The sequence below is a fragment of the Sphingopyxis sp. genome, assembly GCF_035998905.1.
In the GTDB taxonomy this organism is placed as follows: domain Bacteria; phylum Pseudomonadota; class Alphaproteobacteria; order Sphingomonadales; family Sphingomonadaceae; genus Sphingopyxis.
In genome coordinates, this window is sequence record NZ_DASYHG010000016.1 from 12,432 (window position 1) to 36,292 (window position 23,861).

Annotated in this window: 22 protein-coding genes; 8 read left to right on the top strand and 14 right to left on the bottom strand. The window is 65.1% G+C overall.

All coding sequences use genetic code 11. The features are described from left to right. Nucleotides 1-6 precede the first annotated feature (6 nt). Both VGN62_RS07430 and ubiG read right to left on the bottom strand, forming a co-directional pair. The gene (locus VGN62_RS07430) at nucleotides 7-606 is read right to left on the bottom strand and encodes a YdeI/OmpD-associated family protein (RefSeq protein ID WP_327452336.1); all 600 of its coding nucleotides are present in this window, start codon (nucleotides 604-606) and stop codon (nucleotides 7-9) included. 7 nt (nucleotides 607-613) lie between these two features. After that, entirely contained in the window at nucleotides 614-1,339 is a 726-nt protein-coding gene (gene ubiG / locus VGN62_RS07435; RefSeq protein ID WP_327452338.1) for a bifunctional 2-polyprenyl-6-hydroxyphenol methylase/3-demethylubiquinol 3-O-methyltransferase UbiG, read from the bottom strand. Between the two features lie 160 nt (nucleotides 1,340-1,499). On the opposite strand from ubiG, the gene VGN62_RS07440 reads away from it, so the two are divergent. After that, on the top strand, nucleotides 1,500-2,747 hold the full coding sequence (locus VGN62_RS07440) for an aspartate kinase (RefSeq protein WP_327452340.1): 1,248 nt from the start codon (nucleotides 1,500-1,502) through the stop codon (nucleotides 2,745-2,747). Here the strand turns inward: VGN62_RS07440 and VGN62_RS07445 are convergent, their stop codons facing one another. After that, a complete protein-coding gene (locus tag VGN62_RS07445) occupies nucleotides 2,748-3,332 on the bottom strand; it encodes an inner membrane-spanning protein YciB (RefSeq protein WP_327452342.1) in 585 nt (194 codons plus the stop codon). A gap of 107 nt (nucleotides 3,333-3,439) precedes the next feature. Here VGN62_RS07445 and VGN62_RS07450 point away from each other — a divergent pair, with 107 nt between their 5' ends. Beyond that, nucleotides 3,440-4,030: a TetR-like C-terminal domain-containing protein gene (locus tag VGN62_RS07450; RefSeq protein ID WP_327452344.1), complete on the top strand. Its 591-nt coding sequence runs from the start codon at nucleotides 3,440-3,442 to the stop codon at nucleotides 4,028-4,030. A gap of 143 nt (nucleotides 4,031-4,173) precedes the next feature. Here VGN62_RS07450 and katG read toward each other — a convergent pair whose 3' ends face one another. Beyond that, nucleotides 4,174-6,354, bottom strand: a complete 2,181-nt coding sequence (gene katG, locus VGN62_RS07455) for a catalase/peroxidase HPI (RefSeq protein ID WP_327452346.1) — start codon at nucleotides 6,352-6,354, stop codon at nucleotides 4,174-4,176. A gap of 360 nt (nucleotides 6,355-6,714) precedes the next feature. Between katG and VGN62_RS07460 the strand changes: the two genes are divergently transcribed. Then, the gene (locus VGN62_RS07460; RefSeq protein ID WP_327452348.1) at nucleotides 6,715-6,870 is read left to right on the top strand and encodes a hypothetical protein; all 156 of its coding nucleotides are present in this window, start codon (nucleotides 6,715-6,717) and stop codon (nucleotides 6,868-6,870) included. Between the two features lie 70 nt (nucleotides 6,871-6,940). Here VGN62_RS07460 and VGN62_RS07465 read toward each other — a convergent pair whose 3' ends face one another. Together VGN62_RS07465 and VGN62_RS07470 are read right to left on the bottom strand one after the other, a co-directional pair. After that, a complete protein-coding gene (locus tag VGN62_RS07465; RefSeq protein WP_327452350.1) occupies nucleotides 6,941-9,463 on the bottom strand; it encodes a TonB-dependent receptor in 2,523 nt (840 codons plus the stop codon). A 101-nt stretch (nucleotides 9,464-9,564) separates the two neighbouring features. Then, on the bottom strand, nucleotides 9,565-9,735 hold the full coding sequence (locus VGN62_RS07470) for a YezD family protein (protein WP_294032720.1): 171 nt from the start codon (nucleotides 9,733-9,735) through the stop codon (nucleotides 9,565-9,567). 204 nt (nucleotides 9,736-9,939) lie between these two features. Between VGN62_RS07470 and VGN62_RS07475 the strand changes: the two genes are divergently transcribed. The 4 genes from VGN62_RS07475 (at nucleotide 9,940) to VGN62_RS07490 (ending at nucleotide 15,087) form a co-directional block, all read left to right on the top strand. After that, complete coding sequence (locus tag VGN62_RS07475) at nucleotides 9,940-10,944, top strand: NAD(P)H-dependent flavin oxidoreductase (protein WP_327452355.1); 1,005 nt, start codon at nucleotides 9,940-9,942, stop codon at nucleotides 10,942-10,944. 32 nt (nucleotides 10,945-10,976) lie between these two features. Further along, nucleotides 10,977-11,720 carry a hypothetical protein gene (locus VGN62_RS07480; protein WP_327452357.1) on the top strand — a complete coding sequence of 248 codons (744 nt, stop codon included), beginning with the start codon at nucleotides 10,977-10,979 and terminating at the stop codon, nucleotides 11,718-11,720. Between the two features lie 87 nt (nucleotides 11,721-11,807). Further along, nucleotides 11,808-14,105, top strand: coding sequence for a phosphoenolpyruvate--protein phosphotransferase (gene ptsP / locus VGN62_RS07485; RefSeq protein ID WP_327452359.1), 2,298 nt, complete (start codon nucleotides 11,808-11,810; stop codon nucleotides 14,103-14,105). 103 nt (nucleotides 14,106-14,208) lie between these two features. Next, nucleotides 14,209-15,087 carry a class I SAM-dependent methyltransferase gene (locus tag VGN62_RS07490; RefSeq protein WP_327452361.1) on the top strand — a complete coding sequence of 293 codons (879 nt, stop codon included), beginning with the start codon at nucleotides 14,209-14,211 and terminating at the stop codon, nucleotides 15,085-15,087. Here the strand turns inward: VGN62_RS07490 and VGN62_RS07495 are convergent. The 4 genes from VGN62_RS07495 to VGN62_RS07510 form a co-directional block, all read right to left on the bottom strand. Continuing rightward, entirely contained in the window at nucleotides 15,068-15,478 is a 411-nt protein-coding gene (locus VGN62_RS07495) for a GtrA family protein (protein ID WP_327452363.1), read from the bottom strand. The two genes, VGN62_RS07490 and VGN62_RS07495, sit on opposite strands and share 20 nt — an antisense overlap. Next, nucleotides 15,475-16,407 carry a glycosyltransferase gene (locus tag VGN62_RS07500; protein WP_327452365.1) on the bottom strand — a complete coding sequence of 311 codons (933 nt, stop codon included), beginning with the start codon at nucleotides 16,405-16,407 and terminating at the stop codon, nucleotides 15,475-15,477. Before VGN62_RS07500 ends, VGN62_RS07495 begins: the two co-directional genes overlap by 4 nt. Further along, entirely contained in the window at nucleotides 16,407-17,666 is a 1,260-nt protein-coding gene (locus VGN62_RS07505) for a glycosyltransferase family 2 protein (protein ID WP_327452367.1), read from the bottom strand. Before VGN62_RS07505 ends, VGN62_RS07500 begins: the two co-directional genes overlap by 1 nt. A gap of 84 nt (nucleotides 17,667-17,750) precedes the next feature. Further along, complete coding sequence (locus VGN62_RS07510) at nucleotides 17,751-19,439, bottom strand: hypothetical protein (protein ID WP_327452369.1); 1,689 nt, start codon at nucleotides 19,437-19,439, stop codon at nucleotides 17,751-17,753. 124 nt (nucleotides 19,440-19,563) lie between these two features. Between VGN62_RS07510 and VGN62_RS07515 the strand changes: the two genes are divergently transcribed. After that, entirely contained in the window at nucleotides 19,564-19,980 is a 417-nt protein-coding gene (locus VGN62_RS07515; protein ID WP_327452371.1) for a GFA family protein, read from the top strand. Nucleotide 19,981: 1 nt separating this feature from the next. On the opposite strand, the gene VGN62_RS07520 is transcribed toward VGN62_RS07515, so the two are convergent. The 4 genes from VGN62_RS07520 to VGN62_RS07535 all read right to left on the bottom strand — a co-directional run bounded on the left by VGN62_RS07520 (nucleotide 19,982) and on the right by VGN62_RS07535 (nucleotide 23,856). Next, a complete protein-coding gene (locus tag VGN62_RS07520; RefSeq protein ID WP_327452775.1) occupies nucleotides 19,982-21,415 on the bottom strand; it encodes a serine hydrolase domain-containing protein in 1,434 nt (477 codons plus the stop codon). Continuing rightward, the gene (locus tag VGN62_RS07525; RefSeq protein WP_327452373.1) at nucleotides 21,345-21,698 is read right to left on the bottom strand and encodes a hypothetical protein; all 354 of its coding nucleotides are present in this window, start codon (nucleotides 21,696-21,698) and stop codon (nucleotides 21,345-21,347) included. The genes VGN62_RS07520 and VGN62_RS07525 overlap by 71 nt, the downstream gene beginning before the upstream one ends. 15 nt (nucleotides 21,699-21,713) lie before the next feature. Continuing rightward, on the bottom strand, nucleotides 21,714-22,460 hold the full coding sequence (locus VGN62_RS07530; protein ID WP_327452375.1) for a hypothetical protein: 747 nt from the start codon (nucleotides 22,458-22,460) through the stop codon (nucleotides 21,714-21,716). 76 nt (nucleotides 22,461-22,536) lie between these two features. After that, nucleotides 22,537-23,856 carry a replication-associated recombination protein A gene (locus tag VGN62_RS07535; protein WP_414713256.1) on the bottom strand — a complete coding sequence of 440 codons (1,320 nt, stop codon included), beginning with the start codon at nucleotides 23,854-23,856 and terminating at the stop codon, nucleotides 22,537-22,539. Nucleotides 23,857-23,861: the final 5 nt, after the last annotated feature.

Sequence of the window (23,861 nt, forward strand, 5' to 3'; positions counted from 1 at the left end):
AAGCCGTCAGCAGCTCTTGTATTTCCAGTTGCGGTCCTTGCCCTCGGCAACCTGCGCGACGATCGTTTCGATGCGCTTGACCCGCGTTTCCTCGCGCTTCGCCTCGAGCACCCATTCGATATAGTCGCGCCGCTTGCCGGGCGAGAAGGCGTCCCAATGGCCTTGCGCCGCGGCGTTCGCCTTCAACGCGGCGCCTAGATCGTCGGGCAGGTCGAGCGCCGCCTTTGGCTTCGAAGCCGCGCGCTTGGGCTTGCCCTCGGCGCACAGAGCCGCGGCCTTCGCGATATAGACCGCCATCTGCCCGTCCGATGGCAAATCGGCCAGCGACGCGAGCCGCCCCATGCTCCCCATCGCCCCGGTATCGCGCGGCGATCCCGTCACTTCCTCGTCGCGCCAGAAGCCGAACGTCGCATGTTCCTTGAACGCCGCCATGCCCGCGAGATTCTGTCCGCCGAGCACAAAATGCGGTACGCCCCATTTTAGCGTCTCTTGCGCGCCCGGCGCATGGCTATGCACCAGTTCGCGCAAATGGGTCAGGATCGGCTGCGCAAAGGGCTGCGCCTTCGCGATATAGGCGTTGACGCGTGGGTCGCGCCTGCCGCTCATTTGGCGATCAGCCCGGCCACCGCGCGGCGACCAGATAGTTGAGCGCCTCGCTGCCGCCCAGCTTGAAGCCTTTGGCCGCCGACGGCGACAGGCCGGTGCGGTCGATCACCTCGAGCCCCGCGCCTTCGAGAAATTTCGTCAGCTCCTCGGGCTTCAGGAACTGGTCCCAGTCGTGCGTCCCGCGCGGTACCGCGCCGACCCTTTCGGCCGCCTCGACCAGCAGCAGCTTCGACAGCATCGTCCGGTTCGGCGTCGACAATATCATCAGCCCGCCGGGCGCGAGCCGCGCCCCAAGCTCGCCGATGAACGCCGCCGGATCGGTGACATGCTCGACGACCTCCATCGAGGTGACGAGGTCGAAGGTCGCGGGCGGCAGCGCGGCGAGCTCGCCGGCAAAATAGGCGATCGCCAGCCCCTGCCCCGCCGCATGATCCTGCGCCGCAGCGATATTCTCCGGCGCCGCATCGACGCCCGTCACCGCCGCGCCCATCCGCGCCAGCGGTTCGGCGAGCAGCCCCGCCCCGCACCCGACATCGATCGCACTTCGCCCGGCGAGCGCATAACGCTCGCGCGCATCGACATGCCAATGCGCGTCGATCTGGTCGCGGATATAGGAAAGCCGCACCGGATTGAGCTTGTGCAGCATCGCCGAAGACCCGTGCGGGTCCCACCAGTCGGCGGCGAGCGCCCCGAAATGGGCGGCTTCGTGCGGATTGATCGTGGCAGCGCTCATGCCCCGCGATGTGGCACTCCGCCTCGCGCCATGCAAGAAATTCTATCCGCCGCATACGAAGCCGGTCTTGCCATCACCCGCCCCCTTGCCTAACAGCGCGAGCGCCGCAGAAATCCACGGGAAAGTTGCGGTGGAAACTTATTCAGGAAAGCGGGGCGAGATGGCGCGGATCGTGATGAAATTCGGGGGCACGTCGATGGCGGGCACCGAGCGGATTCGCACCGTGGCGAAACTCGTCGCGCGCGAAGTCGCAAACGGCAACGAAGTTGCGGTCGTCGTCTCGGCGATGGCGGGCGAAACCGACCGGCTTGTGGGTTTCTGCCGCGAGGCGAACCCGCGCTACGATCCGGCCGAATATGACGTCGTCGTCGCCGCGGGCGAACAGATCACGTCGGGCCTGCTCGCGCTGACCCTGCAAGCGATGGGCACCCCCGCGCGAAGCTGGCTCGGCTGGCAGCTCCCCATCCGTACTGAGGAAGCCCACGCCCGCGCGCGCATTGCCGATATCGACACCGGCGCGCTCGCCGCCGCGATGGCAAAGGGCGAAGTTGCGGTCATCCCGGGTTTTCAGGGCATGATGGACGACGGCCGTGTCTCGACACTCGGCCGCGGCGGCTCGGACACCAGTGCCGTGGCGGTCGCCGCCGCGCTGAAGGCCGATCGCTGCGACATCTACACCGACGTCGACGGCGTCTACACGACCGACCCGCGCATCGTCGCGCGCGCGCGCAAGCTCGACTATGTGACCTATGAAGAAATGCTCGAACTCGCGAGCGTCGGCGCCAAGGTGCTCCAGACGCGCTCGGTCGGGCTCGCGATGAAAGAAGGCGTGCGCGTGCAGGTGCTTTCGAGCTTCGTCGAGGGCGACGAGGCTCCGAAAAAAGGCACGATGATCGTCAGCGACGAGGAAATAGAGGAACATCAGATGGAACGGCAGCTGATCACCGGCATCGCCCACGACAAGAATGAAGCGAAGATCATCGTCACGCGCGTGCCCGACAAACCGGGCGCTGTCGCGAACATCTTCGGCCCGCTCGCCGCTGCGGGTATCAACGTCGACATGATCATCCAGAATGTCGGCCGCGAAAAGGGCGAGACCGACGTGACCTTCACCGTTCCCGCCACCGACCTCCTCCGCTCGATCGACCTGCTCGAAGGCGCGAAGGACAAGATCGGCTTCAACCGTATCATCAGCGACGACAAGGTCGCGAAAATCAGCGTCGTCGGCGTCGGCATGAAGAGCCATGCGGGGGTTGCGAGCACCATGTTCCGCGCGCTGGCCGACCGCGGCATCAACATCCAGGCGATCTCGACCAGCGAAATCAAGGTCAGCGTACTGATCGACGAGGACGAAACCGAACTCGCGGTGCGCGTGCTCCACACCGCCTACGGGCTCGACGCCGAATAATCACTCCGCTGCGAGCGGCTGCAACTCGCCGTTCGCGCGGCGGCGCAGCCGCGCCTGCATGATGAAGTGCACCACCGCAATGTGGACCGCGAACAGGCCGAACTTCGACGCCAGCGGGAATATCCCGATGAACAGCGGCCACCATGCGGTGAAGAAGAGTGCGACGACGAGGTTCAGCCCCGCGCTCGCGAACATCAGCGCCGCCCAGATCATGCCGAAGCGGTCCATCACATCGCCGACGATCGCGAGCTGTTCGGGCGGAATATAGCGGTTGAGCCAGCCCTTGCGCAGCATCACACTGCCCACGATCAGATAGACGATCGTCGGCTTCGCCATCACGAAGCGCGGGTCGCCGGTCAGCAAGGTCGCGGCGGCGGTAAACAGCACCGAAGCGAGGCTGATCCACTGTAACGCCGCAATCCGGTGGCCCCGCACCAGCTCGTATCCGATCACCGCGACCGCAACCACGGTCCCCGCAACGACCGCGGGAACGATGCCCGCGCCGGCGGCAAGCAGCACCGCAAAGACGAGCACGCCGAGCGAGTCGAACAGCATCGGCCCGATGGCATAAAGCAGGGTTTTCATCCGCCGTTCCTTTCGACTCAATGTTTCCACTGTCAATATCGATGATCGCGGAGCCCGAAGTCAAGCATTAAATTGACAGCGTCAACATTGACGGATTAAGCGGTCGCATGACCAGGCCCTATCATCATGGCGATCTGCGCGCGGCGCTGCTCGCCGCCGCCGAAGAAATTGTGAACCGCAATAGCGTCGCCGGCCTGACGTTGCGCGGCGTCGCCCGCGAGGTCGGTGCCTCGCACGCCGCGCCCAAAAATCACTTCGACGACCTGACCGGGCTCGTCAGCGAACTCGCGGCGGTCGGCTTCAACCGCTTCGCCGACGCGATGCAAAGCGCATCCGCACGTCACGAGGATCCGCAGGACAAGCTCAACGCGATCGGCCGCGCCTATGTCGAATTCGCGCTCGCCGAACCGGGGCTGTTCCAGCTGATGTTCCGCGGTGAGCGGCTCGACAAGACGCGCCCTGCGCTGCACGAGGCGATGCTGCGCGCCTTCGGCACGCTGACCGGCTCGGTCGCCGCCACCCACGAAGGCGACCCCGACGCCGCGCGCGCCACCCGCGCCCACGCCGCGCGCGCGTGGAGCATGGTCCACGGGTTTGCGATCCTGCTGCTCGACGACCGGCTCAACCCGCTCCTCGACGCCGGTTCACCGCGCGCCGACGCACTGGCGCTGCTCGACGACATGCTGGCCATGGGCTGAACCGGCGCGGGGTGCCTTGGCTGTCTTTCGATAAAGAAAGACCCGCCCCCAGGCCCATGTCCCCGGGGGCGGGTCGCGACCCGTCGTCTTGTGCGGCCGCCGCTGTCTCCGCGGCATGATGCGGGAACAGCGGCGCCAGAAGATCAGGCGAGGTCGAAACGGTCGGCGTTCATCACCTTGGTCCACGCCTTGACGAAGTCCTTCGCGAACTTTTCGCCATTGTCGGACTGCGCATAGACTTCGGCGACGGCGCGGAGTTCCGCATTCGAACCGAAGATCAGGTCGGCGCGCGTCGCGCGCCAGGTCTCGCCACCGCTGGTGCGGTCGGTCGCGACATATTCCTGGTCGTCCGAGCCTTCGACGGCCTTCCACACATTGGTCATGTCGAGCAGGTTGACGAAATAATCGTTCGTCAGTTGGCCCGACCGCTTGGTGAAATGGCCGTGCCCGCGGTCGCCATGATTGGCGCCGAGGACCCGCAGCCCGCCGACCAGCACCGTCATTTCAGGCACCGACAAGCCGAGCAGCGAGGCGCGGTCGAGCATCATTTCCTCGATCTTCACCGCCAGCTTTTTCTTGCCGACATAGTTGCGGAAGGCGTCGGCCTCGGGCTCCATCACCGCGAAACTGTCGGCGTCGGTCTGCTCGGCGGTCGCATCGCCGCGGCCGCCGGTGAACGGCACATTGGTGGCGCCCGCCTTCTCCAGCCCGACCACGCCGCCGAGCACGATCGCATCGGCCAGCGACATCGAGCCGCGAAGGCCGTTCAGCGTGTCGATCACCTTGGCCAGGACAGCAGGCTCGTTAACCTCCCAATCCTTCTGCGGCGCGAGTGCGACGCGTGCGCCGTTGGCACCGCCGCGGAAGTCCGACTTGCGATAGGTGCTCGCCGACGCCCATGCGGCCTTGATCAGCTGGCTGACGGTCAAACCGCTGTCGGCGATCTTCGCCTTCACGGCAGCGACATCGGCGTCCGACGGCGTCGAACCTGCGGGGATCGGATCCTGCCAGATCAGGTCTTCGGCGGGGACTTCGGGGCCGAGGTAGCGCACCTTGGGCCCCATATCGCGGTGCGTCAGCTTGAACCAGGCGCGCGCGAAGGCGTCGCGGAACGCCTCATGGTCGTTGCGGAACTTCTCGCTGATCTTGCGGTACGCCGGGTCGCGCTTCAGCGCCATGTCGGCGGTGGTCATCATCGTCGGCACCTTCAGGTTCGGATCCCAGGCCGCGGGGGCCATATCCTCTTCCTTCTGGCCGATCGGCTGCCACTGGTTCGCACCCGCGGGCGACTTCACCAGCTCATAATCATAGTCGAACAGCAGGCGGAAGAAATTGTCGGTCCATTTGTCCGGCGTATTCGTCCAAGCGCCTTCGAGCCCGCTGGTGACGGTATGCTCACCGATACCGCCGCTCTCGTGCCCGCTGACCCAGCCGAAGCCTTGCGCGGCAAGGTCGCCGCCCGCCGGCGCGGCGCCGAGCAGCGACGCATCGCCATTGCCGTGCGCCTTGCCGAAGGTGTGGCCGCCGGCGGTGAGCGCGACGGTTTCCTCGTCGTTCATCGCCATGCGAGCGAAGGTTTCCTTCATGTCGCGCGCCATGCCCTCGTCATCATGCGAATTGCCCTGCGGGCCTTCGGGATTGACGTAAATCAGGCCCATCTGGATCGCCGCGAGCGGACCCTCGATATTGTCGAAACCCTTGCCCGGGTCGATGCGCGTCTGGACGCCCTGGTTGACCCATTTCTCTTCCGAGCCCCAATAAATATCGCGTTCGGGCTCGAACACGTCGGCGCGCCCGCCACCGAAGCCGAACACAGGGCCGCCCATGCTCTCGATCGCGACGTTACCCGCGAGGATGAAGAGGTCGGCCCAGCTGATCTTGTTGCCATATTTCTGCTTGATCGGCCAAAGCAGGCGCCGCGCCTTGTCGAGATTGCCATTGTCGGGCCAGCTGTCGAGCGGCGCGAAACGCTGCTGCCCGCTGTTGGCGCCGCCGCGCCCGTCGGCGGTGCGATAGGTGCCTGCGGCGTGCCATGCCATGCGGATGAAGAAGGGACCGTAATGGCCATAGTCGGCCGGCCACCACGGCTGGCTGTCGGTCATCAGCGCGGTCAGGTCACCCTTCAGCGCCTGATAGTCGATCGACTTGAACGCCTTGGCATAATCGAAGTCGTCGCCCAGCGGGTTCGACGAACCGTTCGGGTTGAGGATCTCGGTCGCCAGCATGTCCGGCCACCAATCCTTGTTGGTGCGGCCGAGCAGGCCGCGGACGCCGCCCGGCTGGTGGATCGGGCAGCCGCTGCCGATGGGGGTGGGGTCGTTCATGCAGTCTCTCCTCGTTCGATTGTTGTTGGGTATCGGATCGTGACGCCGCGGAATGACGGGCGCATGACGTGCGGGCGACGCGGGGTCGCTGGCGGACGGCCGGTATGGGCGGGCGTCGAGTCGATGGCGCCATCCTTTCGTTCTGACCGGGGAAGGATATGCCGCGCTTCCCCATCGACATAACCGAATAAGCTGAATTCAGTCATCGAATGAACCGATCAACGGCGGGTCGGTTGCCGGGTCAGCGGGCGCCCGTCCCGCCCCGGCCACGGCCCGGCGATGCGCGGGCAACATCGCGGGCCCATCGGGGTTGGTCCCATGCCGCGTCATGATGGCATGCTGCGGCAAAGGAGACGGAAAGTGGCTAACACCCCCAACCAGCAGAATGAGAAGAAACCGCAGGCGGATCGCGACGAAGAGCAGCGCCGCCAGCAACAGCAGCAGGGCGGCCAGAACCGCCAGCCCGGCAGCGACCAGCGTCCCGATCAGGGTCGCCAGAACCCGCAGCAGCGCTGACGCCGTCAGCCTGCATGAGAAAGGGCCGCCCCGCGGGGCGGCCCTTTTCTTTTGTCCGGAGTATGGCGGATCAGAAGCTGAACTTGACCGTTCCGCCCCAGGTTTGCGGGTCGCCCGGCTGGCCGGCGATCAGCCCGACATTGCCCGGCGCGACCTGAAGCGTTTCGATGTAATTCACGTCGAAAGCGTTGCGGACCCAACCGAAGATATCGAGACCGTCGGCACGGAAGCCGACGCGGAAGTTGGTCAGCGCATAACCCTTCACATCGGTGTAGATCGACGGCGACGCGTTGGAGTTCCAGTGCGAGCGATAACTGCCGTCGACGCCCACATAGATCTGCCCATCCTTCGACAGCAGCGAGACCGGGGCGTTGGCCTCGGCGCCATAGGAGAAGGCCCATTTCGATACGCCGGGCAGGTCGAAACCCGAAATGTCGCACTGCCGCGGGCTGAGCGCGCCGGGTACGCCCGGCTGCGAATAGTCGGGCGCGGCGCCGGCCGGCTGGAGCGTGCCGCCGGACAGTTCGGGCGGGCACGGTGCGTTGACGAACTTCTTATATTTGGCGTCGGTATACGCCCCGTTCGCATAGGCGGTGAAGCGGTCGCTGGCGCGGATCTTGAAGTCCGCCTCGATCCCCTGCGAAACGACCTTCTCCGCATTGGCGAGATAGCCGCGGACGGTACCGAATTGCCCGCCATTCACCGTCGCCTGGAAATTCTTGATCTCGGTGCGGAAGGCCGAGAGGTTGAACGTCGCAAGGCGGTTGAAGAAGGAGGTCTTGAGGCCGATCTCGAAATGATTGACCGATTCCGGCTTCACCGTGCTCGCCGACAGCTCGGGCAGGTTGGTGGCGCTGTTCAGCGGCAGGCCGTTCTGGTTGATGCCGACCGTCTTGAAGGTTTTCGCATAGGTCGCATAGGCGAGGATATCGGGCGTGACCTTGTAATTTACATTGAGGTCGTAGCTGAAGTTCCAGTCGCTGACCGACGGCGACGTGCTCTGCGGCTGATAGACGCCGCACTGCGCCGCAAGCGCGCTGTTCGCCGCCAGCGGCGGGGTACAGCTGATGACCTGCCCCGCGCCATTGGTCACGACGCGCTGATAGAAACCCGACTTCTTGTCATAATTGACGCGGATACCCGGCTGGATGGTCAGTTCGGGCGTCAATTTATAGCTGAGCTGGCCATAGAGTGCCGCGCTCGTGCTCTTGAGGAACTGGGTGTTGGTCGCCGTCAGGCCGTTGAGGATGGCGGGATTGTCCCTGCCCTGCGCCGCGGTCAGGCTCCACAGGCTCGCGTTTGGACCCTGCTGCTCGGTGCCCTGCGTGTCGATCCGCTGCTTGAAACCGAACAGGCCGACGACAAAATCGAGTTTGTCCCCCGAATAATTATAGCGGAATTCCTGGCTATACTGGTCCTGCTGCGACGGGTTCTGCGACTTCGAAACGATCGACGCGCCCGTGAAATCGCGGTCGTTTTCGGGTTTCCAGTCCCAGAAGCGCCACGCGGAGATCGAGGTGAAGGTACCGGGACCGACGTCCCACTTCACCTTCACCGACGCGCCGCCGATCTTGTTGCCCGCATTAAGGCTGGCGTCGATGTCGGTCAGGCGGTCATAGACGTTGCGGCTGGGCACCGAAAAATTCTGCCCGGGATTGGCGGCGTTCAGCCGCGCGATCAGCGCGTCATACTGGCGGTCGAGCGCGCGCTGCGTGCGGCCGACGCGGACGAACGACGTGCCATAACCTTCGGGGTCCTGCTTGCTATAGTCGCCCGACAGCGTGATGCTGAGATCCTCGTTCGGCTTGAACAGCAATTGGCCGCGAAGTCCCAGATTATCCTGCTCGTTGATCCAGCGGTCGCTCGTGACGTTGAAGATCGTGCCGCGCCGGCTGGTCGCGGCGATCGCGAGACGCGCGGCAATGGTATCCGACAGCGGGCCGGAAACAGCCGCCTTCGCCTGCCGGTAATTGAGGTTGCCGACGCTCACCTCAGCCCGCCCCTCGAAATCGAAAGTCGGCTGGTTGGTCGTGATGTTGATCGCGCCGGCAGTGGTGTTCTTGCCATACAGCGTACCCTGCGGCCCGCGGAGAACCTCGACCTGGTCGACATCGAGGAAGTCGAAGGTCGCCGCGGCGACGCGCGAATTATAGACGTCGTCGACATAGATGCCGACGCCCTGCTCGAAGCCGTCGCTGGTCAGCCCGTAAGGCACGCCGAGACCGCGGATGTTGACCGACGTGTTGCGCGGATTGGTCGTGTAGACCTGCAACGTCGGCGCCAGTTGCTGGAGCTTCACGACGTTGAAATTGCCGGTGGCTTCGATCGAATCGCCGCGGATCACCGAAATCGCGACCGGCACCTCCTGCGCGGTCTCCTGCCGGCGGCGGGCTGTGACGATGATGATGTCGCCGCGACTGGTGTTATCGTCGGCCTGATCGACCGCGTCGACCGTTCCAGCTGCAGCGACAGCGGCCTCATCGGCCCCGGTTTCCGCAGCAAGCGCAGGGGTCGCGCCGAACGCGAGAAGAAGCGAGAGTGTGAGTGCCGACGCCGGCACGCGGCGACGGACGGACGGATATTTTGCGGTCATGACAATTTTCCTGTTGCGTTGAAGACATGCGAAAATTGCCACATCCGGCGGTCCGGTCTGCGGCAGGATGAGGGGTTACCCCTCGCTGGGAGCTGTTGCGTTCAGTTGGGGTAGCGGTGCCGCTCGGTCACATCGACTTGCACAAGACGCCCCTCGTGCACGGTCAGCTGGATCGCACCGAACTTCAGCTTGTCGAGTGCCTCGAGCACCGTCTGGATGGCGCGGGGCACCTCTTCGGAGCCGCCTTTGGCGACGTCCTTGATAGCGCTCATGGTCTTTCCTTTCCCTCGTGGATTCGTCGCCCGAGCATATTCCAAGTAAATTAGTAGACAATGATTGTTTTGCTTTCTGCGCCGAAAGGTTCGGTTGTCGCGCCCAACGGACCGCGCCAAACGGATTCAGGCATGCGACGGGCCGCCGGTCGCAACGACGCTAGGGATTGCGCGCGAGTCCCAGTGCTGGCAAAGGCAGCCTCAATGAGCAAAATTAACGATCTGATGGCCCGCGGGACCGAGCTTCTCGGCAGCGACTACGCCATCCTCTGCGGTGCGATGAGCTGGGTCTCCGAACGCCATCTGGTCAGCGCGATCAGCAATGCCGGCGGGTTCGGCGTGATCGCGTGCGGGGCGATGACGCCGGAACTTCTCGATGCCGAGATAGCTGCCACAAAGGCGCTCGCAACGCGCAATTTCGGCGTCAACCTGATCACCATGCACCCGCAATTGTTCGAGCTGATCGACGTGTGCGCGAAACATCGTGTCGGCCATGTCGTGCTCGCGGGCGGCCTGCCGCCGAAGGGAAGCCTCGAGGCGATCAAGGCGTCGGGCGCCAAGGTCATCTGTTTCGCCCCGACCCTCGCGCTCGCGAAGAAGCTCGTGCGGTCGGGGGTCGATGCACTCGTCATCGAGGGCATGGAGGCCGGGGGCCATATCGGACCCGTATCGACGAGTGTGCTGGCGCAGGAAATCCTGCCGTCGCTCGCCGACGAAGTTCCGGTGTTCGTCGCCGGTGGGATCGGCCGCGGCGAAGCCATCGCCGCCTATCTGGAGATGGGCGCGTCGGGGGTCCAGCTCGGCACGCGCTTCGTCTGCGCGACCGAGAGCATCGCACATCCCAATTTCAAAAAGGCTTTCATGCGCGCCTCGGCGCGCGAAGCGGTCGCGAGCGTCCAGATCGACCCGCGTCTGCCGGTCATCCCGGTCCGCGCGCTCAAGAACGCCGGCACCGAAGCCTTTACCGCCAAGCAGCGCGAAGTCGCGAACAAGCTCGATCAGGGCGAGGTCGACATGATGGAAGCCCAGCTCGAAATCGAGCATTATTGGGCGGGCGCGCTGCGCCGCGCGGTCATCGACGGCGATGTCGAAAATGGTTCGTTAATGGCAGGGCAATCTGTCGGTATGGTATCCGAAGAGGAGAGCGCGGCGGCAATCGTCGCATCTCTGGTGCAACAGGCCGAAGCCGCGTTGCAGGCTCGGGGTTGATGCCGCATAGTCATGCGGTTGGGGAGTGGAATATGAATTTGTCGCGGAAGATCATCGTAGCCGGCCTGCTGGCGAGCGTCGCCGCCTGTGCGCCCAAACCGCCCCCGCCGCCTCCCCCGCCGCCGCCGCCGCCCGTCGCGGTCGTCATCCCGCCGCGACCGCTGCCGCCGGGGAACGCGTCGCTGACGCAAATCCTGCCCGGACGCGCGATCGACGGCCACTTCGTCACCGCGAACAGCAATGTCACCGGCGACCGCGCCTTCTGGCAGCTCAAGATCGGGCTCAACGTCGCAGCGATCGGCTGCCGCGGGCTGGAAGAAACGACGCTCGTTTCGGCTTATAACAATATCATCAAGGCGCATGGCAAGGTGATCAAGTCGACCGAAAAATCGGTGATCACCCAGCTCGGCAAGGAAAACAGGAACAACGGCATCGCGCCGCGCGATCGCCTGTCGACGCAGCTGTTCAACTATTTCGCCCAGCCGCCGGCGCAGCGCGCCTTCTGCTCGCGCGCCAATGAAATCGCGCAGGTCGTGTCGTCGACGCCGTCGGCACAGCTCGTCGAACAGGCCCCCGGACATCTCGCGCGGCTCGACCAGCCGTTCCACGATTTCTATGAAGCCTATGCCAAATATCAGGCCGACGTCGTCGCATGGGATGCCAAATATGCGCCGCGTCCGGCGCCCGTACCCGCCTTCGGCACGCCGGCACCGGCTTCGCCGGTCGGTGCGACCGCTGCATCGACGGTTGCGACCAACCCGGCGGGGAACCACTGACGCTTGTCCGGGGCGGCACAAGAATAGAATAGACAATCGTTCGCGGGGTATTGGCGCTCGCCGCATCCTTCTGTTAGCAGGATTGCGATGACCAACGCCCCGCCACCGCCCTCTTCGGCCGCCCAGTCGGCGCGCACCATCCTGACCCGGCTGCACGAGGTCATGGCATCGCGTTCCAACGCACAGGGCAAGCTGAACCAGGTCGTCGGCATCATCGGCGAATGCCTCGATAGCGAGGTCTGTTCGATCTACCTGCTGCGCGACGGCGCGCTCGAACTCTACGCGACCCGCGGGCTGAAGCAGGAGGCGGTGCACGTCACGCGCCTCGGCCTCGGCGAGGGGCTGGTCGGCATGATCGCCGACCAGATCGAGACGCTGAACCTCGACGAAGCCGCGGCGCACCCCGACTTTTCCTATCGCCCCGAAACGGGCGAAGAATTGTTCCACAGCTTTGCCGGAGTCCCGATCATCCGGCGCGAACGCGCGGTCGGCGTGCTGTGCGTCCAGCACAGCGACCCGCGCCGCTATGACGATATCGAAATCGAAACGCTGCAGACCGTCGCGATGGTGCTGTCGGAACTGATCGCCAATGCCGACCTCGTCGACACCGCGGCGCGCACCGATGCCGCCGCGGCCGATCAGTCGGCGCAGCGGCTGAACGGCCAGAAGCTGGTCGACGGCATGGGCGCCGGGGTCGCGGTATTCCACCAGCCGCGCATCACGATCGAACATACCGTCGCCGACGATACCGAGGCCGAGCGCCATCGGGTGTACGCGGCCTTCGACAAGATGCGCGAACAGATCGACCGCATGGCGAGCAGCGCCGACTTCGGCGTCGGCGGCGAGCATGAGGAGGTCATCGAGACCTACAAGATGTTCGCCTATGACGAAGGATGGTCGCGGCGGATCAACGAGGCGATCGACAGCGGCCTGACCGCCGAGGCGGCGATCGAACGCGTCCAGCAGCGCACGCGGATGCGGATGCGCCAGATCGACGACCCGCTGCTGCGCGACCGCATGCACGATCTCGAGGATCTGTCGAACCGGCTGATCCGCATCGTGTCGGGGCAGATGGGCACCGCGGCGCAAATGGGGCTTCGGCAGGATTCGATCCTGATCGCGCGCAACCTCGGCCCTGCCGAACTGCTCGAATATGACCGCCGCCGCCTGAAAGGCGTCGTGCTCGAGGAAGGGTCGCTCACCGCGCACGTCATCATCGTCGCGCGCGCCATGGGGGTGCCGGTGATCGGCCGCGTCAGCGATGTGCGCGCGTCGATCCGCGAAGGCGACCTGCTTCTGCTCGACGCGACGGCGGGCCAGTTGCACGTCCGCCCGACGCAGGCGGTACAGGATGCGTTCGACGCCAAGCTGGAGATTTCGCAAAAGCGCCGGGCCAATCTCGCGTCGCTGCGCGATCTGCCTGCGGTCACCAAGGACGGCGTGCCGATCGAGCTGATGATCAACGCGGGGCTGCGCGAAGATGTCGCCGCGCTCGACTTGACGGGCGCGCGCGGCATCGGGCTGTTCCGCACCGAATTCCAGTTCCTCGTATCGGCGACCTTGCCGTCGCGCGATCGCCAGCAGCGGCTTTATCGCGACGTGCTCGACGCCGCGGGCGACCGGCCGGTGATTTTCCGCACCGTCGACATCGGCGGTGACAAGGCGCTGCCCTATATGAATGTCCGCGACACCTTGCAGGAAGAAAATCCGGCAATGGGCTGGCGCGCGCTGCGCCTTGCGCTCGAACGCGAAGGGCTGCTGAAGGTCCAGGCGCGCGCGCTGATGGAGGCGGCTGGGGGGCGGACGCTCAACGTCATGTTCCCGATGGTGTCCGAACCGTGGGAATATGAAGCGGCGCGGAGCCTGTTCGTCGCGCAGCGCGCGTGGCTTGCAAGCCACAACAAGAAGCTGCCGGTCGCGATCCGTTACGGCGCGATGCTCGAGGTACCGGGGCTCGTCGAAACGCTCGACCTGATGCTGCCGCACCTCGACTTCCTGTCGATCGGCACCAACGACCTGACCCAGTTCCTCTTCGCCGCCGACCGCGCGCACCCGCGCCTTGCCGAACGTTATGACTGGCTGTCGCCGACCGTCATGCGCTACCTCGCGCGCGTCGTGCGGATCGTCTCGGGATCGAAGATCGCCCTCGGCGTCTGCGGCGAGATGGGCGGACGCCCGCTGGAGGCCATGGCGCTGCTCGGCGTCGGGATCGAACGGCTGTCGATCACCCCCGCCGGCGTCGGGCCGGTCAAGGCGATGATCCGCTCGCTCGACCTCGGCGCGCTGCGCGCCGACATGCCCGCGATCCTCGCCCAGCCGTCGCCCGACCCGCGCGGCCAGTACCGGGCGTGGGCCGAGCAGCATCAAGTCGATCTCGGCGACTAGACCATCGCGCTTGCTCGCGCTCGCCGCTCCATTGCTCGCTTGGTTAGCCTGTAATTAACCATCTCGGGGCACAATTGAGCAAACCGCGTTGCTGGAACCCACAATGACATATGCCGATCGTAGACCCTGCGCAGCGAACGACGGATCGACGTGCGAATTTGTCTCGCTCGGGTCGTTCGACGATAAAAGCGGCCTTGTGGGCGAGGTGAGCGTCGCGCAATGCCGCCGCTGCGGCTTCGGGATCAGCCTGCCGCCACTGCGTGACGTCGGCTTCCTCTATGCCGACCGCGAGAGCCAGGATTTCCAGCCCGATACAAGAGGGTTGGCATATGCGATCAAGAATTGGTTCTTCCGGAGGCAAGCGGCGGCGTTGATCCGTCAACTCGGTAAGCAACCTGCATCTGTCCTCGATTTCGGCTGCGGCAGCGGCCAGTTCACTCGCTGCCTTGGCGACCTCATCGGCGCCGAGCGCGTCACCGGATCCGATTTTCACGACCATCCGCCAGAGGAACTGCGAGGGCGCAATTATCTGCCGGCGGCCAATCGGGAGGACCATTCAGGCGCATTCGAAGCCGTCATCGCCATGCATGTCCTGGAACATGACGACGATAGCGCTGCGTTGCTCGAACAGATCGTCTCCATGGTTCCTAGGGGCGGCACGGTGGTGATCGAGGTACCCAACATCCAGTGTGTATGGGCGCGCATATTAGGCCGGCACTGGGACGCATGGTATCTGCCCTACCATCGCACCCATTTCAGTCGGCGCGCCCTACGTAAAATGATGACGCGTGCCGGATTGACGATCCTGACGGAACAGGGTGCGTGCGTCCCGACCATGGGCCGATCGTTTGCCAACATGTTCGGCGCGCAAAACAACCTGTTCTTTCTGCTCGCCGGCGCGGCGCTGCATCCCGTGCAATGGCTGGGAGAAAAACTCACCGGTGAGGCGTCTGCGATCCGAATCATCGCCCAACGCGGCTGAGCGGCCCTTTCCCCACCATGGCAAAGCGCGCCGCGAGATAATTATAAGCCATGACAAGGCCGGTGATGAGTGGCGACGCAATCATCATAGGGACATTCAGCGCATCATAAATGAGCGCATAGAGCGCCGTCGAAATCACGAACGCGCTGATCAGGCCCGCCATGAACCGTCCGTAGCGCGACCAGTTCATCGCCACCGCAAAGGTCCGGCGCGCATGAAGAATGAACGCCAGCGTACTCACAATGGCGAATGCCGCGATGTTCGACACAATGTAATGAATGCCCAGCGCATCGCCGCCAATCAGGATGACGCTGTTGAGCACGGCGCAAAACCCGCCGACCATGAGATAACGGAATGGCTCTGTCACGTCGCGTGAGGACTCAGCGGTCATAGCCCGCGCGCCAGCTTCAATCGCAGCCGCGGCCAGATGCGTTCGACGAGCCGGGCTTCGCGCGCATAACGAACGGCCTCGACCGGCCCGAGCCGCGCCATCGCCATGATCGCGCCGGACAGCGCCGAAATTTTTCCGGTCGAGGCCTCTGCGAGCGATACATTCACGGCGATGGAGGCTTCTGCCCTCGCCCGTTCGCTCGCCCCGACCGCGTGGGAATAGCGCGACAGGACGATGTCCATCTGCTCCTTGAACGCGCCCTTTTCCATGCGGCCCGTCATCGTCAGCGACCCGCCGTGGATACGAAAGGCCGTCGTCTTTTCCGGCCGCACCGCGATATCGCCGAGCAACGCCAGTTTCAGATAGAGGTCCCAGTCGGCCGTATACCAGAGCGCGGGGTCCAGTCCGCCCACCCGGTTCCAGGCGTCGCGCCGGATGACCGGGCTCGGGATGGCGATGCCGTTCTGGACGATCAGGTGCCTTGCGGCCGCCTTTCCTTCGATCGCCCCGTCGGCAAGTCCGCAATTCCAGTCGCCGACGATCCGGCCGCGCAGGTCGATCAGGCGGCTCGATCCGATCTGCATAACCGCATCGGGGAACGCTTCGATCGCCGCGCGGACGCTCCGCAAATGGCCTTTGATCCACAAATCGTCCTGATGCAGCATTGCGACATGATCGCCGCGTGCCATCCGCATCGCTTCGTTTGTCTTGGCGGTCCAGGGCAGGATGTCGGGGGTGTGGCGGTACGCGATGTTCATGCGCGAGGAGAAGGCCTCCACGATCTGCCGGCAGCCGTCGCCCGCGCTGCTATCGAGCAGGATGAACTCGACCCCGTCCGGGCACTCCGACGCCGCGCTTTCGAGCGTCGCGGCAAGCGTGGCTTCGCCGTTATGAACGGGTAATGCGACCGTCAGCCACGGTTCAGCCATCACGCCCTCTTCGCAGCATCGTTCGCCGGCAAGCGATCTCCGGGAAAGGCGGGCGTGAAACGCGCATCATGGCCGCCGATGATCGCGAGCAGGAAGCCGCCCAGCACGGTCTGCGCGCCCACCACGCCAGTCACCGCAGCGAGGACGAGCGGCAGGGTATTTTCGAGCGCGGCATAGTTGATGGCCGACCAATGGATGCCGATGCCGACGAAAGCGGCCGCGGCAATTGCCATCAGCAACGAACCGAGGACCAGCGCAACCTCCAGCGTCAATATGTTCGACAAGCGATCGATCGCGGGCCGCAGCCGCCGATATCCCTGACGGACACCGAACAAGTGCGTCGCGAGCGCCATGATGAGCGACAGATGCCCCAGCGTGAAGAGGAAACCGGCGACGATTGTCCAGCTGGTCCCGAAACGCCCGGTGCCGGGAAGGATACCGAGCGCGTGCAAGCCGGCGCTGAACAGCAGCGCCATGGCGATCCCCATCGCGAGCATCGCCGGCACGCCGAACACCCAGGTCGGGCTGAGCATCAGCAGATAGCGAAGATGCCGCCAGCCGTCGCGCCAGGGGCGCAGGTGCGGCGCGCGATCGCGCAGGTCGACCGACAAGGTCGCCGGAACCTGAACGACGCGCATTTTCTTGAGCGAGGCCTTGATGACCATTTCACTCGCGAATTCCATGCCTTCGCCCGAAAGCCCCAGCTGCGCGAACGCGTCGCGGCTGATCGCGCGCAATCCGCAATGGGCATCGTTGATACCCGAGCGAAAGAAGAGGTTGAGGATACCCGTCAGCGCCGGGTTCCCGATGTGGCGGTTCTTCCACGGCATCGCACCGGGGGCGATCCCGCCGTCGAAGCGCGACCCCATGCACAGGTCATACCCCTCGATCAGCTTGCCGATCATCGCGACGCCTTCGGTGAAATTATAGCTGCCGTCGCAGTCGCCCATCAGGATATAGTCGCCATAGGCGGCCTGACAGCCGCCGATGAGCGCCGCGCCATAGCCGCGCCGCGTGACGGGCACGACCCGCGCACCGAGCGATTCGGCAAGCGCCTGGCTACCGTCGGTCGACCCATTGTCGGCGATGACGATTTCGCCCGCCAGCCCGAACCGGTCCTCGATCATCCGCAGCGCGTCCTGCGCGTTGGCGATGCAATGCGGCAGGCTGATCGTTTCGTTGAGGCAAGGCATGACGATCGTCACACCCAGCACCTGCGCCTGATCGAGCGCCAGTGCCTCGGCCCGCTGCTGATACATCGAAAACTCCCCACAAAGCCATGTCCTGCCGGGCTTAGGAACTTGTGGTTAACATTCGATAAAAACCGCCTTTGTGGCGCGCCTTCACTCGATCGGGACGATGCGGCAACCGGCGGCGCGCAGATCGCCGGCAAGCGCCCCACTGGCGGCGTCGGCGCGCGGCGGAGCCATATGGTAATAGGCAAGGATTGGCGCCAGCTCGCCGGGTCCGGTCAGCGCGACCCGCGGCCGGGACGCACAAATGGCGCGCACCAGCGCCGGGTTCATGACCTCGCGGAGCAACCGGATCGGGCGCCCATCGAGATAGGGCGGATTGATCACAAGGTCGGCGGCAAAGGGCGCGTCGCCTGCCCCGACCACGACATAGTCGGCGTCGATTGCCGAAAGCCGCTTCGACACATGCGCCGGCGGCGCGTAGAAGCTGTGCGCCATCCACGCCTGAATGGGCAGAAGGATGACAAGGCCCGCCATCGTCGAGCGCATCATCAGCGCGCGCCATGGCCCGGATCGGTCGCCGAGCGACACCCAGCCATAGACCGCGAGCAGAATGCAATTCCCGATCAGGCCGTGGAGATAGCGGTATCCAAAGCCATGTCCCTGATAGGGCAGGATCACCGTGACCACCGCCAGGGTAAGCAGGATGCCCCCCGCCAGCGCGCCGGCCATCCGGTCACGCCGCGCGATACCCAGCCCGACGACAAGCAGCGGCAACAATAAGAGGTGCTGCCACGCGGCGAAGCGGATCAGGTTCACCACCATCAGAGCCAGCCCGCCCGTGCTTCCTTTCATCGCCAGCGCGATGCGGCTGAAGAAATCGACGCCTGCGGCCTGCGGAACCCCTGCCCCGGCCTCGACCAGCGACCACATCCAGCCGGGCCAGCATATCCAGAAAGCCCCGATTGCGGCATATCCCGCAAAATAGAGGGCGGCGCGGCGCCAGTCGCGTTCGAGTATGAGAAGGAACAGGATCGGGGCGGCGAACATCGGGTGCAGGATCGGCTGGTGCAGCCCGACCGCGACAAAGCCGATCATCAGCGCGGCGATGTCGGCCCATGGCGTGCGGCGCAGGAACAGCCAGAGCCAGCACAGATTCAGCGCGAGATGCGCGGGCATCGCATAGGCCGTCATGCCGTTGAGCCAGATCTGCCCCGATCCGAGGTAAAGCAGCAGCGCGACGACCGGCGCCTCGCGATTGTCCGGCCAGATACGGCGCACGCATCCCCACAGCGCCACCGCACCGAGCAACGTCATCGCCGGGCCGGTCAGCGCCGGATCGCCGAGCAACCCGAAAAGGGCGCGAAACGCCGCATTGAACGGCAGGTAGGTCGAGACCCACGCCGCGCTCTCGCTGGCCGGATACATGAACATCGTGTTGAGCGCCGCAGCATGGTCGCGCCACATCGCGTCCAGCGGCGCAACGAGCTGGCCGCGGGCGAATATCGCCGCATCGAACGTCGCCATCTGCTCGTCGCGGCTCATGTCGTGCCCCGACAGGATCGCATAATGGCCCGCAAAGGTGCCGATCGCCATCGCGGCCCCGATCGCGACGGGCCATCGCCAGCCGCCGGCGAAGGGCCGCTCGCGGGCCGGAAGGCGCCAGAGACAGAGTGCGAGCAGCAGCGCGCCGGCGAGCAGCAGCCAGCGGTCCTGCCGGTGCAGGAAAAGGAACGTCAAGCTGACGTCGGACGCGATCAGCGCTGCAAGCGCGAACGCCATGACCGCCAACACCACCGGTCGCTGCACCGTCAGGCCGAGAAGCTCTTTTCTTGTCATATCCGGCCTTTGGCAGATCATGGATAATTCAGCGTTAACTCAGCGGAAAATCACCTTGCCAAAACTTTTGGCAGAGCGACATGTTTCTGATATGTTCTCACTTCAATTCCTCGAGGAGAGAGTCATGACCGAGCAAGCCCCCCGTGCCAGCGGCCAATGCCATTGCGGCGCGATCCGCTATTCGATGTCCACCGCGGTCGAGCATCATGCGCTGTGCCACTGCACCGATTGCCGCCGTCATGCCGGCGCGCCGATGGTCGGATGGGGACTGGTCGGCAATGACGCGATCGAGATCAGCGGCACGGCCAAGATTTACGCTTCGTCCGAACATGGCCGGCGCCATTTCTGCGGCGATTGCGGCACCGGGCTCTTCTATACGAACGAGGCAATTTTCCCGGGCCAGATCGACGTGCAGACCGCAACGCTCGACGATCCCGACCTGATCCCCGTGCAGGTGCAGATCCAGACCGCCGACCGTATCGGCTGGATGGAGAAGCTCGGCGATCTGCCGTCGTTCGAGCGCTACCCGCCCTTCGAATAGGTCAGCGCATATCGTCGGCGGCAACGACCGCTTCGACGAGCTTTGCGATGTCGAGGCGGTTCTTGTCGTCGTCATAGCCCTGCCGGACGATCACCAGGTCGCGCGACGGGATGACGACGAGATATTGGCCGCGATTGCCGAAGGCGCCGAAGGCGTCGGCGGGAATGTTCTTCGACTTGTTGAGCAGCCAGAAGCCCGCGCCATAACCGAACGCGCCGTCGGGCTGCGGCCCGCTCGGCGTAGTGACGAAACGGCGCCAATCCGCGGGAAGCAGGCGTTGGCCCTGCCACATGCCGTCATTCTGATAGAGCAGCCCAAGCCGCGCGAGGTCGCGTGCGGTCGTCCACACCTGGCTCGACAAGATATAGTCGCCGTCCTTGTCATGCTCGACAAAGGTCCGCGTCATGCCGAGGCGATCGAAAAAGGCAGCTGGGTCGAGCGGATCCCCGGCTTTCGCAAGCGCGGCCTTCAGCGACAGCGTCGCCAGCAATGTGTCGTTGTTCGCATAGCGATAATGCGTGTTTGGCGGATTGAGCAGCGGCCATTGCACCGTCCACTGCCGCACCGACGCCCCGCCCATATAGATGGCGTCGCTACGATTGCCCGCGGTGTCGCTGGTGAGCCCGCTCGCCATGCGCACCAGCTGTTCGGTCGTGATCGCAGCGCGCGGGTCGCCGGGAGATTTCCATTGGGCGATCTGGGCAGGCTTCGCGACGTCGATCTGGCCCTTCAACACCGCATGACCGATCAGCGTCGCGGCCATCGATTTGGCGACCGAGAAGGTCCGCTGCGCCGTGTGCAGATCATGCCCGGGCTGATACCATTCGGTCATGATCCGCCCGCGCTTGACGATCAGCAAGGAACTGGAACGGCCGCCGAAGTCTGCAAGCTGGGCACGAACCTCGAAGAAGGGCGGAAGGCCCGCGGGCACCCCCGCGCGCCGGTAACTGTCGCCCAGCGGCCAAGGCCGGTCGTCCAGGTTCGGGCGCGCCGCCGCGGGGACATTCTCCGGCGTCGGCGCCGACGCGCCGATCGGCAGGGTGACGCAGCCTTCGCGCTCGCTCCATTCGGCAATACGCGGCGGCATATCGTCGCGATAGCGTACGCTCACCCGCTTGGCGCGCTCGTCGACGTCGGCCTTGAGCGCGCGGACATCGGCCTCGATCTCGGGATAGATGCCCGTGAGCTCGTCGCGCTCGATCGCATCGAGCGATTTGCCCGCGCCATTCCACAGCGACGAACAGACGAAGGCCGCGCGGTAGCCCGCGGCCCATGCGCGGTTCAGCTCGGCATTGGGTTTCGGCGCCTGCGCCTGCGCCGGGGCTGCACCGACAAGAAGGGCCGCACCGACGAGGAGACGAAAATCAGGGACGATCGCCGAAATCCTGCCGCTGCGGCTTTTTCGCGCGGTCCCACCACGCGCGGCGCAGAACATTGGCGACACGCTCGGGATCGTCCGAGCCGAAGCGGACGAGGAGCGCATGCCAACCCTCATAATGCGGCGTCTGCCAGAAAGTGTCGGGATCGGTTTCAAGCAGGATTTCCTTTTCGTCGGACTCGCACATCACCGCAAAGCTGCCGGGCTCGCGCCCAGGCGATGCGAGCGCCTTGCCGTTGAGCTTGGGACAGGGGGTGCCATAAAAGGAGAGCATCTCGACGTCGGGAAGCGTACAGGCGAACGCGACGACATCGTCCCAGCTGTCGAATTTGGCCGCCATATCCTCCCGCCTGGTTCAGTCTTCCAATGTCCCGGCGGTGACCTCTATGTCGCGCCCCAATGGCTGCATGGGCTGGAAGCGAAGGCGGGTCAACACCAGGCGGTCGCCTTGAATATCGAGGTCATAGAAAGCGTTGCCGCCGCGCGGGCAACAATTGCCGTCGCCATCGCGCGCAACCGGCACAGAGGGGAACATCTCGTCGAACACGAACTGCGCCGGCCCACGCAGCCAATAGCCCGTGGGCAACATCTTGCTCCCCTGCTCCGACCAGTCGGAGAGGTCGACGCGGCGCCATTTGGGCGTCGCGGCATCGCTGACGAACAGCGCATCGGCGTTGCCGCCGCCGCTGCCGGCGAGCGTGCCGCCGACATGGACCAGCCGCCGCTGGTCGCCGTCCACCACCAGATCGGGTGTCCCGATCGATCCCGAACTTTCGGCAAAGCCGGCGAGCATCGCCTTGCCCGCCTTGTCTTGCGACAGCAGCACGAGCATCCGCGTCTGCGGCCCGTCGCGCGGAGCGAGAAGCATCTTTTGCCATAGCAAAGGCGCGCCGCGATCGGCGGTGTTGATCCGCCCGCTCGCCTCGACGCTGCATTTTCCGCCAAAGTCATAGAGGCATCGCTGCGCGATGTTGGAGACGCGTGCGCGCGTCAACGCGATCTTCGCCGACACCTCTGCGGCGGTGCATTTTGTTTCGATAGTGCCGCCTGGACAGGACAGGATCGGTGTCGCTGCGGCGGCAAGGACAAGCGCCAATGCCATGATGACTACCCCAGTTCCGGCGCGACCCGAGCTGGCGAAAAACTATACCCGCACGCGAAGCGAGGCAAGGCCGGGTTCAATCCTTCGCGTGGCGACGCGCGTCCCACCAGGCGAGCCGCTCGGCGATCCGCTTTTCAAAGCCGCGATCGACAGGTCGATAGAAGTCGACCGGCGCCATGCCGTCGGGCCAGTAATTGTCGCCCGAAAAGCCGTCAGGTGCATCATGATCATAGCTGTAGCCCGCGCCATAACCCAAATCTTTCATGAGCTTGGTCGGCGCGTTGAGGATGTTCGCGGGCGGCGCGAGGCTGCCGGTTTCGCGCGCCGCCGCCCACGCCGCCTTCTGCGCCGCATAGGCCGCATTCGACTTGGGTGCGGTCGCGCAATAGAGACACGCCTGCACGATCGCGAGTTCGCCTTCGGGCGAGCCGAGGAACTGATAGGCGTCCTTGGCGGCGAGGCATTGCACCAGCGCCTGCGGGTCGGCGAGGCCGATGTCCTCGCTCGCGAAGCGGGTGATTCGCCGGAGCACGTAGAGCGGCTCCTCGCCCGCGACGAGCATCCGCGCGAGCCAATAGAGCGACGCCTGCGGGTCCGACCCGCGCAGCGCCTTATGCAGCGCCGAGATCAGGTTGTAGTGGCCGTCGCGGTCCTTGTCATAGACCGGCATGCGGCGATGGAGGAACTGCGCCAGCTCGGCGGGGTCGAGCGGCGCTTCGATGGTCACCGAGAAAAGCGTCTCGACCTGGTTGAGCAAGAAACGCCCGTCCCCGTCGGCACTCGCGATCAGCGCCGCGCGCGCTTCGTCGGTCACGGGCAGGCGCTGGCCGACCTCGGCCTCGGCGCGTTCGACCAGCGTGCCGAGCGCGTCCTCGCCAAGCCGGTTCAGCACCAGCACCTGCGCGCGGCTCAAAAGCGCGGCGTTCAGTGCGAAGCTGGGATTTTCGGTGGTCGCACCGACGAGCACGACGGTGCCGCGCTCGACATAAGGCAGGAAGCCGTCTTGCTGCGCGCGATTGAAGCGGTGGATCTCGTCGACGAAGAGCAAGGTGCGCTTCCCCGCCGCCGCCATCTTTTCGGCGTCGGCAAAGGCCTGGCGCAGGTCCGCGACGCCCGAGAAGACCGCCGACAGCGGCGCGAAGCGCATCCCGACCGCTTCGGCGAGCAGCCGCGCGATCGTCGTCTTGCCGGTACCCGGCGGACCCCAGAGGATGATCGACGCCAGTTGGCCCGCCGCGACCATGCGGCCGATCGCGCCCTCGGGGCCCGTCAGATGCTCCTGCCCGACGACCTCACCGAGCGTGCGCGGGCGCAGCCGCTCGGCGAGCGGCACCGGCCCGGTCGCGCCGCTGTCGCGCTGCGCGGGTGCGTCGCCGCCGAACAGGTCCCCGGCCACCGGAC

Bases quoted from the DNA above. Each gene is read 5' to 3' on its own strand.
- VGN62_RS07525 (WP_327452373.1), bottom strand. From the start codon at position 21,698: ATGGCGGCCAAATTCGACAGCTGGGACGATGTCGTCGCGTTCGCCTGT.
- VGN62_RS07475 (WP_327452355.1), top strand. From the start codon at position 9,940: ATGAGCAAAATTAACGATCTGATGGCCCGCGGGACCGAGCTTCTCGGC.
- VGN62_RS07490 (WP_327452361.1), top strand. From the start codon at position 14,209: ATGACATATGCCGATCGTAGACCCTGCGCAGCGAACGACGGATCGACG.
- VGN62_RS07445 (WP_327452342.1), bottom strand. From the start codon at position 3,332: ATGAAAACCCTGCTTTATGCCATCGGGCCGATGCTGTTCGACTCGCTC.
- VGN62_RS07470 (WP_294032720.1), bottom strand. From the start codon at position 9,735: ATGAGCGCTATCAAGGACGTCGCCAAAGGCGGCTCCGAAGAGGTGCCC.
- VGN62_RS07495 (WP_327452363.1), bottom strand. From the start codon at position 15,478: ATGACCGCTGAGTCCTCACGCGACGTGACAGAGCCATTCCGTTATCTC.
- VGN62_RS07450 (WP_327452344.1), top strand. From the start codon at position 3,440: ATGACCAGGCCCTATCATCATGGCGATCTGCGCGCGGCGCTGCTCGCC.
- VGN62_RS07430 (WP_327452336.1), bottom strand. From the start codon at position 606: ATGAGCGGCAGGCGCGACCCACGCGTCAACGCCTATATCGCGAAGGCG.
- VGN62_RS07500 (WP_327452365.1), bottom strand. From the start codon at position 16,407: ATGGCTGAACCGTGGCTGACGGTCGCATTACCCGTTCATAACGGCGAA.
- VGN62_RS07520 (WP_327452775.1), bottom strand. From the start codon at position 21,415: ATGTTCTGCGCCGCGCGTGGTGGGACCGCGCGAAAAAGCCGCAGCGGC.
- VGN62_RS07465 (WP_327452350.1), bottom strand. From the start codon at position 9,463: ATGACCGCAAAATATCCGTCCGTCCGTCGCCGCGTGCCGGCGTCGGCA.
- ptsP (WP_327452359.1), top strand. From the start codon at position 11,808: ATGACCAACGCCCCGCCACCGCCCTCTTCGGCCGCCCAGTCGGCGCGC.
- VGN62_RS07530 (WP_327452375.1), bottom strand. From the start codon at position 22,460: ATGGCATTGGCGCTTGTCCTTGCCGCCGCAGCGACACCGATCCTGTCC.
- katG (WP_327452346.1), bottom strand. From the start codon at position 6,354: ATGAACGACCCCACCCCCATCGGCAGCGGCTGCCCGATCCACCAGCCG.
- VGN62_RS07515 (WP_327452371.1), top strand. From the start codon at position 19,564: ATGACCGAGCAAGCCCCCCGTGCCAGCGGCCAATGCCATTGCGGCGCG.
- VGN62_RS07505 (WP_327452367.1), bottom strand. From the start codon at position 17,666: ATGTATCAGCAGCGGGCCGAGGCACTGGCGCTCGATCAGGCGCAGGTG.
- VGN62_RS07440 (WP_327452340.1), top strand. From the start codon at position 1,500: ATGGCGCGGATCGTGATGAAATTCGGGGGCACGTCGATGGCGGGCACC.
- VGN62_RS07510 (WP_327452369.1), bottom strand. From the start codon at position 19,439: ATGACAAGAAAAGAGCTTCTCGGCCTGACGGTGCAGCGACCGGTGGTG.
- ubiG (WP_327452338.1), bottom strand. From the start codon at position 1,339: ATGAGCGCTGCCACGATCAATCCGCACGAAGCCGCCCATTTCGGGGCG.
- VGN62_RS07480 (WP_327452357.1), top strand. From the start codon at position 10,977: ATGAATTTGTCGCGGAAGATCATCGTAGCCGGCCTGCTGGCGAGCGTC.